Below are 11983 nucleotides of genomic sequence, written 5' to 3'. Positions count from 1 at the left end.
TATTAATGGTACATAAAAATAGTGAAGTCATCGTCAGTGTAATCATCTTTCAGTATCACATTCTTTGACAAGGTTTGGCAATAGGATAAGATATGCGCTTTGTTGTACGACATGATCAGGCCGTTTTCTGCAATGTTACTGAGCAGATTAAAAGCTAACGCATAGCGGCAGTTATCATACAATTTTGATATGGCTTTGTAAATATATTCAGGGTCGCTATGGTGGTAATTTAGTGATCCGCAAACGATGATATAATCTGTAAAAGGCATCGCTGGGGAAAGGAAATTACCTTGCATAAATGTAGTCTCCGGCCAGTCGTTATACCGTTTAACAGCAACATCAAGTAATTCGGGTATTTGCTCCATGCCCATATATTTTACATCAGGATATAGCTTATGCAAGTATTCGCACAAGTCGCCATGTCCGCAGCCAGCATCCAATACAGAATGATTATTAAGGTCGGCAACAGTGGCTAATATCTTAAACCTGTCTTTTTGATTTTCAGGAGCTTTCCACCCTAAGGTTGACGTATTTCCGGTGCCATGCTTTTCGATCATGTCGCGGTGGTAACGAAAAATGGATGCGGTATCTTTAACAGAACTCATAAAATAGGGATTAAATGCAATCAAAGATAGGTAACCCGATTAAGACAAATTTATTGTTGTTTGAATAACGTAACGATTTGTTTGAAAAAGGTAATTGTTAAATCAATCAATACGCAAAATTTGTATAATTAATATCCATCTATAACTAACTAAAATGGAATATACAAGATTTGGAAATACAGGTATAACGGTATCTCGTTTATGCCTCGGCACCATGACCTATGGTACACCCACCGAGCGGTGGCCTTGGGCATTAAATGAAGAACAAAGCCGCCCATTCATAAAGAAAGCGCTTGAATTGGGGATCAATTTTTTTGATACTGCCGATGTTTATACAGCCGGAGCCAGCGAAGAGGTGGTGGGCCGAGCCCTGCGCGACTTTACAAAACGCGACGATGTGGTTTTGGCAACCAAGGTTTTTAACCCGATGGGGCCGGGGCCTAACGATAAAGGCCTTTCGCGTAAGCATATCATGAGTGCGATTGATGCCAGCCTTAAGCGTTTAGGTACAGACTATGTAGACCTATATCAGATCCACCGCTGGGATTATGATACGCCTATTGAGGAAACAATGGAGGCCTTGCATGACATTGTTAAAGCTGGTAAGGCACGCTACATCGGCGCTTCTTCTATGTATTCATGGCAGTTTGCCAAAGCTCAATATATTGCCGACCTGCACGGCTGGACACGCTTTGTATCTATGCAGCCGCATTACAATTTAGTTTACCGGGAAGAAGAGCGCGAAATGTTGCCTTTTTGCGCCGATCAAAAAATTGCCGTTATTCCATGGTCGCCATTAGCGAGGGGATTGCTTACAGGTAACCGTGGCAAAGAACGCAACGAAACCGAGCGTGCAAAAACAGATGCATTTGGTAAATCACTTTACGGTGCCGAATCTGACTTTGAAGTGGTTAACCGTGTGACCGAAATAGCGCAGGAAATTGGTGTGCCAAATGCGCAGGTTGCCTTAGCGTGGATGCTTGCCAAGCCGGTGATTACTTCGCCTATTATTGGTGCAAGCAAACCGGGCCATCTGGAAGATGCTGTTGCCTCACTGTCTGTGAAGCTTACGGATGATCAGATCAAACGATTGGAAGAGCCTTATCAGCCGCATCCGGTATTAGGATTTAGTTGATCCTTAAACATGAAGCCTCTATTATGCAGAGGCTTCATGTTAATATTTAATCACGGCGTCTTTGCAAATGTAAGTAGGAATAATGCCCGACGAGGTAATTCTGTTATGCGCATCGGCAGGCAGCGTGTTGCCTGTAAGTACAAGTACGGTATCCAGCCCAAATTTATTTCCGCCAAGAATATCGGTTTGCAAAGTATCGCCCACCATTAATATATCCTTTTTGCTTACCTGGCTATTCTCGCGCAATAGATCATAAGCAAACATAAACATCTGCGAATCCGGCTTGCCAAAACGAATGAAACGCTTGCCTACAATTTGCTCGATCATGTAGGATAAGCCGCCGATGGCTATGGCTACATCAGTCATGTTAAGCGGATAAGCAAAATCGGTATTAGCCACAATTACCGGGATATTGCGCTTGCGTACCAGGTTCAGGGTTTTGTTGAGGTCATTAAACCAGTCAAAGCCCTCATCATCCAGAAAAACCAGTGCGTTTACCTGGTCAATATTGTCATCATTAATGGCGCTTACAGGTAAGGTGTGAAGGCCGCTGCTGTCTATATAATGTGCCGAATTTTGAGGGCCAAGATAAGCTACAATACCATCGTTTACTTTCAGGTCCAGGTACTCCTTAGCCAGCATCCCTGATGAAATAATGCGGTCTTGCTCAATACTGGTTAAACCAATACGGTGAAACGATTGCGCCAATTGCAGCGGACTGCGCGATGCATCATTGGTAACTATATAATATTCTTTGTTGGTTGCCTTAAGGTACTCGAATGTCCTGTCGACACCGGTCACCATGCCGTTATGCGTTTTAATAACACCAAAAGCATCAAAAAATATAACGCTGTATTGGTCAATTACTTCTTTAAAGTCAACCGTATCAATCATATTCTTAGTTTCTTAATTTAAGGGCATCAATAATGGCCAAGGCATCGAAATCACGGTCTACCGATGGCAGATAAATGTCGTAAGCTTCCTGTTGCAATTTCTTAGCATATTGCTCGTGAAAAAAGTGCTTGCCATCTTTTATTACATAGTTTAAAATGAAAAAACGATAGGCTTCTTTCATAAAACCAACTTCGTTAATAGTTAGGGGATTTAGTTTGTGGTATTCCTGTAAGAAAAGTTGAAAGCGGTCTTCCATCAGCGTAGTCATATAATAGCTAAACACCGTTCTGTCGCCTACGTTTGATACCACACGGCTAAAGAAGTAAAAGTCCATGATGCGGTTACTCATCCTGAACCAGTCGTAATCCCAACGCGAATAAAACTCCATGTCGCCAGTTACCGAGAAGTTGCCGATATTCCAGTCGATAAATACCGGGATAGTTTCAAAGGTATTGGCTGCGTACTTGGCACGGCCTTTCAGGTAAAGATCGCAATGATATTTGAGCTGGTCAACCTGGGTGCGGGTGCCAAACTGATTTTCATTTTTTGCGATTTCGTCAAGTAAGGCATTGATATCCTTACGCATTGTTTTAGATGATTTAGGCAATACTTTACTCACTCTTGAACATGCCTTATGAAAGCGCGCCGCCTGTTGGGCCAGCTTAACAATATGCCCTTCATCCAACCGGCGTGGCATACGGTCCATAATGCGGGTAGGGTTGTAAAATACCACCCAGGCATCTACCTTACCTTGCCTGTAACGGTACATATATACCCGGTTATTTTTTAGCAAAGATTTGGCAAGAAAATTTTCGAAAGGGTATAAGAGATTGTTTGATAAGCTATGTATTATACGGTGATCCTCTTTGAAATAATCATACTTGCCAAAGCTCGATAGCTTGGCAATTACAATATCCTCGTCCTCAAATGTGATCTTAAAAACTTTATTGGTTGATACGTTAGCACTAATATCTTCTATGCTGCGAATTACCTTTGACGCATCATAGCCTTCCCACGCTTTACGAATGATCAGCGTACCTAATTCATGTTCCATAATTGGTTGTTAACCCTATTGGTTAAATAATTTCAAAGTAACGCTTTAATTCCCAATCTGTCACATGTTTTGCAAACTGCCGCCATTCCCAAAAACGGGTATTAACAAAATGTTCTGTAAAGCTTTCTCCGAAAAGCTCTTTGGCTACCGAAGATGCTTTCATTGCCGATGCCGCTTCGTAAAGGTTAGACGGTATTATGCCGTTAGCTTTATCAGCATAGCCATTGCCGGTAGTCGGCGGAGTGGTTAACGGTAATTTATGCTTAATGCCATACAAGCCCGAAGCAAGTGCCGCAGCTAAGGCAAGGTATGGGTTAGCATCCGCGCCCGGGATGCGGGTTTCTACACGGGCATATTTTTCCGACTGGTTAAGTATCCGGATAGCTGCAGTGCGGTTATTTATACCCCAGGTAATGGTAGTGGGTGCCCAGGCACCTTCAACTAATCTTTTATAGCTGTTAACGGTAGGCGCGTACATGGGTACTATATGCGGCAGGCAGTAAAGCTGCCCTGCAAGATAATGCTTCATGGTATCGCTCATGTTCAGCTCATCTTCCGGATTAAAGAATAAGTTTTGCAATTTATCCATACTCCAAAGGCTTTGATGGATATGCCCGCTGCAACCCGGTAGGCTTTCATTCCACTTAGCCATAAATGAAGCCATGATGCCATGCTTACTGGCGATTTCTTTAACGGCATTCTTTAATAAGGCAGCTTTATCGGCAGCGGCCAGCACATGGTCGTGTATAATGGCGGCTTCATAAACGCCCGGACCGGTTTCCGTATGTATGCCTTCTATCGGTATGTTGAACTGCTCTAACAGGTTGATCAGGTCATAATAAAAAGCGCTATGCTGTGACGAGCGAAGTATCGAATAACCAAACATACCAGGACTAAGCGGCTCAATATTGGTGAATGATTTTTGAGCCAGTGATTTTGGCGATTCGTTAAAGTTGAACCACTCAAACTCCTGCGCAAATTCAGAATGAAAGCCCATATCCTCGCATTGTTTTGCCACATGCTTAAGCAGTGTGCGCGGGCAGGGCACATCGGTAGTATCGACGCCGCTATAATCGGCTATGAAGAATGGGATGTTATCCTGCCAGGGAATAGTCCTTAAGGTTGACAGGTCGATACGGCATGGCTGATCCGGATAGCCGGTATGCCAGCCAGTAAAAGAGGTATTGTCATAAAGGGCATCTGCGCTATCCCAGCCAAACACCACATCGCAAAAGCCATATCCGCTGTCAAGACCCTCCTCAAACTTTTTAACATGGATTACCTTTCCGCGCAAAATGCCGTCAATATCGGCAAAGGCAAATTTGATATGATGTATGTTATTGGCTTGTATATAATCAAGTACCTGCTGTTTGTTCATGCAATAAATTTTCAGACTAATGAGCCAATTTAAGTAATACCTGTAATAATGGCAAAGCACAAAGTGGGGGGCTTAATCAAAAAGTACAGGATTCAAATAATATCGTATTCGTCCTCCAATTTCTAAAATGACATTAAGATTTATATGTTGTGTTTGATTTGTGTAGCTTTGTGTTATGGATAAGACAGAATCCCTCGAAGATTTTTATCAGAAGAAACTGAATTGGCTGCCTGATAACCTGCAAAGTGATTTAGGACATTTTAATGTTTTCAGAAGAGAAGATTGCATAACTCCGCAAGGTGGTTCAACGGTTAGCTACAGCAGGAGGAGCTTTTACAAGATCAGTATATCAAGGGGCAAGTTCAGATGTCACTATGCAGATAAGAGTGTGGAGGCTGAGGGGACTTCTTTAATCTTCTTTAACCCTAATGTGCCCTACAAATGGGAGTCTTTAAGTGATGATACTTCAGGTTACTTCTGCATTTTTACCCAGGAGTTTTTTACTGATAAAATGCGTAACGGCCTAACGGAGCTGCCCATGTTTCAGCCGGGTGGTATGCCCGCATATTCTTTAAATAAAGAGCAGGAGGAGGAAATCTGCCGGTTGTTTGAGAAAATGATCGCAGAAATGGAATCAGATTATCTTTATAAATATGATCTTTTGCGCAGCTACGCCACCGAAATGATCCATTACGCTTTAAAAACGCAGCCGTCTACCACGCTATACCAGCATCCGGATGCCAACTCACGTATCACAGCTGTATTTACAGAACTACTGGAACGCCAGTTTCCTATTGAGAACCCGTCTCAGCGGTTTATGCTGCGTTCGGCAAATGATTTTGCAAGGCAGTTGGCTATACACGTCAATCACCTTAACCGTGCTGTACGCCAAACCACAGGTAAAACTACTACAGACCGTATTTCTGAAAGATTAGTAAGTGAGGCTAAATCTTTACTGCGCCACACCGACTGGAATATTTCTGAGATTGCTTATTGCCTGGGCTTTGAAGAGCCTACACACTTTAATAACTTCTTCAAGAAAAAGACCAATATTACGCCGGGTTCATTTAGAAATGTTTGAATTTTGTAATTATCTGTTTGGATAATATAACCGCTTGGGTGCATTGCTGCTTTAACTTTGTATTATCAAAATCAAGCAGTATTATGGAAAACAAAAAAGTATGGTTCATAACAGGGGCATCAAAAGGTTTTGGCCTGCTACTGGCCAAACAGGTACTTAACGAAGGACATATAGTAGCTGCTACATCACGCAATGTTGATGAACTGGTAGAAGCTATCGGCCCTAAAAGCGATCGTTTCTTGCCACTTCAAATGAATTTAACCACAGAAGATTGTGTTGGTGAAGCCATTAACATCACTTATAAAACTTTCGGCCGGTTTGATGTTGTTGTAAACAACGCAGGCTATGGCATAGCAGGCAGCATAGAAGAACTGACCGACGAAGAAACCCGCAGCAACTTCGATGTTAATGTGTTCGGTACGCTTAACGTTATCCGTAGCGTTATGCCTTATCTGCGTAAACAACAATCAGGTCATATCATTAATATCTCTTCAATTGCAGGTATAGCGCCCGGATGTGGTTTTGCTATTTACGCAGCAACAAAATATTCGGTGATTGGCCTGTCTGATGTGCTGGCACAGGATGTTAAAGAATTTGGTATTAATGTAACCGTTGTTGCGCCTGGCGCATTCCGCACCAGCTTCCTAAATTCAGAGTCGCTGGCTGTGGCTAAAAGGCCAATTGCAGAGTACCAACAGGTAAGAAACGTACAAACAAAGTATTTACAGATGGATGGAAAACAAGTAGGCGATCCGCAAAAAGCGATAGAAGCTATTATTGAAGTAAGCGAGCAGGAAAACCCACCGTTGTATCTTTTATTAGGCAACGATGCTTACGACCGTGCAATGAGTAAGCTGGATTACCTTGAAAAAGAATTCAGGTTAAATGAAGAACTCACCCGCTCTATGGCGTATCAGGGTTAATCAGGCTCTAACAATCACCAATTGAATCAAGAAAGGCAGCGTAATTACGCTGCCTTTCTATTTATTTTCTACTGTTAAATTGCTTACGGTAAGGTTCTCTACCTTTAAATCTTTGATTACGGCCTTTTGTATGGCCAGCCTTTTAATGGCAAGTGCGCCAATAGCCAATGCACCTAATGCTGCAGAACCAATGGCAATTGCAGCTATGCCCGCCGCGCCGACTCCGGCTATTCCAACGCCTTTAATCGCGCTTGTGCTTTTTAAGTGTTTCATAAATATTACGATGGTTGATGTTTATTACTGCTAATTTAGCAATTCAGTATACCTGTTTATAAACAACATGAGATCAATTATACATAAAGCAATTGCTGCATGCCTTGCTGTTGCTATAGGCACAAGTACTTTTGCGCAACCTGTGAAAGTTAAAGTAGAAAAAACTAAAGATGGCTTTACACTGATTAGAAACGGCAAGCCTTATTTTATCAAGGGAGCAGGCGGTACAAGTTATATGGATCGGCTGGCGAAATACGGAGGCAATTCAATTCGTACTTGGGATACCCATAATGGCGATGAAATATTAAGCAATGCGCAAAAGCTCAACTTAACCGTTACTATGGGGCTTAATGTGGCCCGCGAACGTCATGGTTTTAATTATGATGATACGGTAGCAGTGCATCAGCAGTTGGAAAAGCTTCGGCAGGAAGTGATCAAATACCGCAATTCGCCTGCTTTACTGATATGGGGAATAGGCAACGAGCTTAATCTTGATTATAAAAATCCAAAAGTGTGGAATGCGGTGAACGATATCGCAAAGATGATCCATCAGGAAGACCCTAATCATCCGGCTACAACCATGCTGGCCGGTGTTAATCCTGCAGTTGTAGCCAATATCAAGGAGCGTTGCCCGGATCTTGACCTGCTTTCTGTGCAGGTTTATGGCGGTTTGGCCTCAGTGCCCGATCAATTGCGTAAAGCAGGTTGGGAAGGTCCTTACATGGTAACCGAATGGGGGCCGACGGGTCATTGGGAAGGACCGCAAACGCCTTGGAAAGCTTCGGTTGAGGAAACAAGTAGCCAGAAATCTGCCGTTTATAAAAGCCGTTACGAGGCATCGGTAAAAGTGGATAAGCATTGCCTGGGTTCTTATGTGTTTTTATGGGGACAGAAACAGGAACGTACACCTACTTGGTATGGCTTATTTACTGAGAAAGGCGAGGAGAATGAAGTGGTTGATGTGATGCAATATTTATGGACAGGCAAATGGCCTGAAAACCGTGCACCGCACCTTGATTCGCTTACTTTAGACGGTAAGCATGTACTCGATTTTGTCACATTAAAACCAGGAAAGGCCTATTTAGCTAAAGTTTATGTGCATGACCCCAATGGTGATAAACTAACTGCAAGATGGGAGTTATTGCCCGAAAGTACTGACCTGAAACAAGGCGGCGACCGCGAGTCGAGGCCACAAGCAATTACTGATGCCGTGACTATCAATAATTTAAACCAGGCCACTATAAAAACACCTGAAAAAGAAGGTGCCTACAGGTTGTTTGTGTATATCAGTGATGGGCATAATAAGGTGGCTACAGCCAACTTTCCGTTCTTGGTTAAATTGTAAAAAAGCACGTTTTTATATTATTGGGTACGGTATTTGCTCAATTTGAGTGAACAGCTGCAAAAGTTGTTTTATACCAATTATCTATAACATTATGAAAAATCAAGAGCACGTGAAGGGTGATTCAAACATGCAGGGCGACTCAACTTCAAACAGAAATTTCACCGACCTTAAAGAGGCAAAGCAACAAAGAGGAGTAAGCAATGGCGGTGGACAAAAATCATTTCAAACATCAGGGCGCGACCAGGTGCGCAAGCCCAAAAGAAGAATGTTATAAAATCTGACCCTGCAAAACAGGGGTTTTTAATTAAACAAGAAAGGCAGCCAAATTTGGCTGCCTTTCTTGTTTAATGCTATTAGTTATTGGTTTTTATCTGTACTTAATGCAAAACCCCAGTCTTTACCTTTATCAACTGCAGGTACGCCGCGCTCTAACCAAACCGGCATTGGTGCACCTTTCAGAAAATGGTCAAAGAATTGCGCTTCGCGGATAGTGATATCCTTGCGGTTCTGACGTTTAACCAGGTTATGTGCTTCATCATTATATTCTAACAGCCAAACAGGTTTACCTAAGCGGCGTAAAGCGGTAAACATCTCAATTCCCTGGTACCATGGCACAGCGCCATCAGCATCGTTAGACATGATCACAACTGGGGTATGTACCTTAGGCAACTGGAACAATGGAGAGTTTTCAATATATAATTGCGGGTTGCTCCAAAGGTCTGTACCGATACGGCTTTGTGTTTTTTCATACTGGAATTGACGGTTAACGCCGCTTTCCCAACGGATGCCACCATAAGCCGATGTCATATTAGCTACCGGTGCGCCAGCCCATGCCGCAGCATACATATCGGTTTGGGTGATCAGGTATGCCACCTGGTAGCCGCCCCAGCTTTGTCCCTGTATGCCTACGTGCTTCGCATCAACCCATGCATTTTTCTCTAATGCTTCAACACCCGAATTAATATATTCAACTGCCGATGCTCCCGGGTGTCCGGTTGTGTAATGAATATCCGGAGCAAATACAAGGTAACCATTGCTCACAAAATAAGAGATCGGCAAGCGTGATGGCGTAGGGGCTGGTGCCATGTAATTATATAGCCCTTCTGATAATGTTTCATAGAAATACACCAGCATTGGATATTTCTTGGTCGGGTCAAAGTTTTCAGGCTTATATAAAATACCTTTTGAGTTGTGGCCTTTAGGTGTAGTCCAACTTACTAATTCTGCTGTTCCCCAGTTGTACTGCGCCTGCTGAGGGTTGATGGCACTTAGCTTGGTTTCCTTACTTAAATTGTTGGAAATGTACAGGTCTGGCGACTGCACATAGCTTTGCTTAGTATAGATGAATACATCGGCGTTTTTGGCTTTTTGCAAAGTGCTATAAGCTATAGGCGCCATTACTATTTTTTCAGCGGCTTTGTTGCTGCTAAAGCTTTTCTTATAGTAGCCCCATTGTTTGTTATCCTCATTTTGCACCAGCATATAAAATGGTTTTGAGGTCGATATAGAACGATCATCCTCATCGCCTGAACCAAACCCACGCCCCGAAGTTGGCAAAGCCGCACGGAATATCAGGTGGTTTTTTCTGCCGATACCATTGGTGAAATCAGTTGCACTGCCTGTAGCAGGGTCAATGCTCCAGATATCGTAACGGTCGTATATCAATACGCTTTTATCTCCGGTTGTCCAGCCTGCAACGCCGTAAGAAGAAGGATCATCCGGAACGTCGTTTTCCTCATCGCCCAGTTTTGTTCCTGTTGAAGCGGTAATGTTTGTTTTTTTACCTGTTGCTATACTGTAAGTAAACCAGTTCTGTTCTGTAGGGTCAAACCAGATCACGTAATTGCCGCCCGGTGATAACGCAAACCTACCTTTGTTGCGGTCGGTGATCTGCCTGCGCGAACCGGTTTTCAAATCGATCAGATAAGCAGCAGAGCGTGTGCCGCCTTCCCATTGCGATTGTATACGCGAACCGGTATCGGTTGTGCCCAATACATAGCGGCTGTCGTTGTTTGCAGCTACGATTATATCCTGCATGCCTTTATCAGCAAGCTGAATCAGCTTAGTGTTTTCTTCCGGGTGTATCACTGCAAGGTAACTGCGGCGAAGTTCGCGCTGCAAATTCTTCAATTGCTGCGGCTGCAGATAATCGTCTTTATAATTCCAGATATCAACTTTGGCCACTTCAAAATCTACAATGGTGGTATCAGCGGGTTTCGGAATAGGGGCAGTGCCGAAAAATAAATTGGCCCCGCTTTTGCTGAAATATACACGGCCATCGCCGCTTACCGCCCACTTAGAAGGCATGCCCTCTGACCCCGGTGCAGCAATAACAGATGCGCTGTCTTTACCTGATGTATAGTAATAAAGCTTGTAAGGTTTTACAGGCGCTTTCTCCGGATTTTTTTCAGCTGTAAAAGCTATCTGCTTGCCAGCCTCGTCAAAAGCAATGTTTTTATAGTTACCACGGCCCGTGCTTAACGTTTTCAGTACATCCTTCTCAATATCGTATAAGTACACACCCGATTTTACCTCTTTAGAACGGCGGGGCGCAGTTACGGCATAAGCAAGCCATTTGCCGTCTTTGCTCAGTTGATAATCGGTTACATAATTGAATGTGCGCTTTTTGCCACTGGCTAATTGCAGTACGGTCATGTCTGCGCCCTCGCGTGTTGGAGGCGCAACCGTAGTAGCCACCGCTTTTTTAGAAGTATCGCCGGCGGCTGGCTTTTTAACCGTATCGCTTGGCGCTAAATAAGCAATCACTGATGCTTTATCTGCAACTTTAAATGAACGTACAGCCGGAATTTTAACTATGGATGTATTGCCTGTAGCAACGTAACCCAAGGTGTCTTTAGGCATTTCGTCTGGCTTTTTCTTTTTGATTTTAGCCTGGCGAATAGCCGAGTAAAAAGGACGGATCAGGAAAACGGCATATTTAGAGTCATTGGTGAAACGTACCGTATCTGCACGCGGAACACTGAATGGCTTACTATTTTTTGCATCGGTGATCACTAAGGTAGCATCAGCCTCCTGCGGTTTAATTACGTAGGTAACCCATTTACCATCGTTACTGATACGGTCATTGGCAATGCTCTGCCATTTATCATAAACGGAATGGTCTATCGGTTTTTTGCTTGTGGTTTGTGCGCTGGCAGCAAAGGCAGCTGCTATACTTACTGAAAGCAGTAAAAGTTTTCGCATGGTTGTAGTTCAATCTTTAGTTAAGAAATAAATATGCTAAAAATTGAGCAGCAATAATGCCTGTTTATGAAAAAGTTACAATGAGCGGAGT

The 11983-nt window shown here is 43.2% G+C and carries 11 protein-coding genes; 5 read left to right on the top strand and 6 right to left on the bottom strand.

Features of this window, described 5'->3' with window-relative positions; translation table 11 throughout:
• Positions 1–2 precede the first annotated feature (2 nt).
• Entirely contained in the window at positions 3–605 is a 603-nt protein-coding gene (locus PQ461_RS12685) for a class I SAM-dependent methyltransferase (RefSeq protein WP_274205896.1), read from the bottom strand.
• Positions 606–759: 154 nt separating this feature from the next.
• On the opposite strand from PQ461_RS12685, the gene PQ461_RS12680 reads away from it, so the two are divergent.
• Positions 760–1740 (top strand): aldo/keto reductase, encoded by a 981-nt coding sequence (locus PQ461_RS12680; RefSeq protein WP_274205895.1) that lies wholly within the window; start codon positions 760–762, stop codon positions 1738–1740.
• A 39-nt stretch (positions 1741–1779) separates the two neighbouring features.
• On the opposite strand, the gene PQ461_RS12675 is transcribed toward PQ461_RS12680, so the two are convergent.
• The 3 genes from PQ461_RS12675 to PQ461_RS12665 are packed head-to-tail and all read right to left on the bottom strand — an operon-like array spanning position 1780 to position 5066.
• Positions 1780–2634, bottom strand: coding sequence for an HAD-IIA family hydrolase (locus PQ461_RS12675; RefSeq protein WP_274205894.1), 855 nt, complete (start codon positions 2632–2634; stop codon positions 1780–1782).
• Between the two features lie 4 nt (positions 2635–2638).
• Complete coding sequence (locus PQ461_RS12670; RefSeq protein WP_274205893.1) at positions 2639–3688, bottom strand: hypothetical protein; 1050 nt, start codon at positions 3686–3688, stop codon at positions 2639–2641.
• Between the two features lie 22 nt (positions 3689–3710).
• Entirely contained in the window at positions 3711–5066 is a 1356-nt protein-coding gene (locus PQ461_RS12665) for a glutamine synthetase family protein (protein WP_274205892.1), read from the bottom strand.
• 175 nt (positions 5067–5241) lie between these two features.
• Here PQ461_RS12665 and PQ461_RS12660 point away from each other — a divergent pair, with 175 nt between their 5' ends.
• The gene (locus PQ461_RS12660; RefSeq protein WP_274205891.1) at positions 5242–6147 is read left to right on the top strand and encodes a helix-turn-helix domain-containing protein; all 906 of its coding nucleotides are present in this window, start codon (positions 5242–5244) and stop codon (positions 6145–6147) included.
• An 83-nt stretch (positions 6148–6230) separates the two neighbouring features.
• A complete protein-coding gene (locus tag PQ461_RS12655; RefSeq protein WP_274205890.1) occupies positions 6231–7070 on the top strand; it encodes an SDR family NAD(P)-dependent oxidoreductase in 840 nt (279 codons plus the stop codon).
• Positions 7071–7127: 57 nt separating this feature from the next.
• Here PQ461_RS12655 and PQ461_RS12650 read toward each other — a convergent pair whose 3' ends face one another.
• On the bottom strand, positions 7128–7343 hold the full coding sequence (locus PQ461_RS12650; RefSeq protein ID WP_274205889.1) for a hypothetical protein: 216 nt from the start codon (positions 7341–7343) through the stop codon (positions 7128–7130).
• A 67-nt stretch (positions 7344–7410) separates the two neighbouring features.
• Between PQ461_RS12650 and PQ461_RS12645 the strand changes: the two genes are divergently transcribed.
• Together PQ461_RS12645 and PQ461_RS12640 are read left to right on the top strand one after the other, a co-directional pair.
• Positions 7411–8688 (top strand): hypothetical protein, encoded by a 1278-nt coding sequence (locus tag PQ461_RS12645; protein ID WP_274205888.1) that lies wholly within the window; start codon positions 7411–7413, stop codon positions 8686–8688.
• 91 nt (positions 8689–8779) lie between these two features.
• Positions 8780–8962 carry a hypothetical protein gene (locus PQ461_RS12640; RefSeq protein ID WP_274205887.1) on the top strand — a complete coding sequence of 61 codons (183 nt, stop codon included), beginning with the start codon at positions 8780–8782 and terminating at the stop codon, positions 8960–8962.
• An 83-nt stretch (positions 8963–9045) separates the two neighbouring features.
• On the opposite strand, the gene PQ461_RS12635 is transcribed toward PQ461_RS12640, so the two are convergent.
• A complete protein-coding gene (locus tag PQ461_RS12635) occupies positions 9046–11892 on the bottom strand; it encodes a S9 family peptidase (RefSeq protein WP_274205886.1) in 2847 nt (948 codons plus the stop codon).
• Positions 11893–11983: the final 91 nt, after the last annotated feature.

It is taken from the genome of Mucilaginibacter sp. KACC 22063 (assembly GCF_028736115.1).
In the GTDB taxonomy this organism is placed as follows: domain Bacteria; phylum Bacteroidota; class Bacteroidia; order Sphingobacteriales; family Sphingobacteriaceae; genus Mucilaginibacter.
Note: the sequence above shows the minus strand (reverse complement) of the source record. Positions and strands in the feature narration are given on the sequence as shown.

Excerpts from the sequence above, each read along its gene's own strand:
- PQ461_RS12685 (WP_274205896.1), bottom strand. The coding sequence starts at position 605 with ATGAGTTCTGTTAAAGATACCGCATCCATTTTTCGTTACCACCGCGAC.
- PQ461_RS12680 (WP_274205895.1), top strand. The coding sequence starts at position 760 with ATGGAATATACAAGATTTGGAAATACAGGTATAACGGTATCTCGTTTA.
- PQ461_RS12675 (WP_274205894.1), bottom strand. The coding sequence starts at position 2,634 with ATGATTGATACGGTTGACTTTAAAGAAGTAATTGACCAATACAGCGTT.
- PQ461_RS12670 (WP_274205893.1), bottom strand. The coding sequence starts at position 3,688 with ATGGAACATGAATTAGGTACGCTGATCATTCGTAAAGCGTGGGAAGGC.
- PQ461_RS12665 (WP_274205892.1), bottom strand. The coding sequence starts at position 5,066 with ATGAACAAACAGCAGGTACTTGATTATATACAAGCCAATAACATACAT.
- PQ461_RS12660 (WP_274205891.1), top strand. The coding sequence starts at position 5,242 with ATGGATAAGACAGAATCCCTCGAAGATTTTTATCAGAAGAAACTGAAT.
- PQ461_RS12655 (WP_274205890.1), top strand. The coding sequence starts at position 6,231 with ATGGAAAACAAAAAAGTATGGTTCATAACAGGGGCATCAAAAGGTTTT.
- PQ461_RS12650 (WP_274205889.1), bottom strand. The coding sequence starts at position 7,343 with ATGAAACACTTAAAAAGCACAAGCGCGATTAAAGGCGTTGGAATAGCC.
- PQ461_RS12645 (WP_274205888.1), top strand. The coding sequence starts at position 7,411 with ATGAGATCAATTATACATAAAGCAATTGCTGCATGCCTTGCTGTTGCT.
- PQ461_RS12640 (WP_274205887.1), top strand. The coding sequence starts at position 8,780 with ATGAAAAATCAAGAGCACGTGAAGGGTGATTCAAACATGCAGGGCGAC.
- PQ461_RS12635 (WP_274205886.1), bottom strand. The coding sequence starts at position 11,892 with ATGCGAAAACTTTTACTGCTTTCAGTAAGTATAGCAGCTGCCTTTGCT.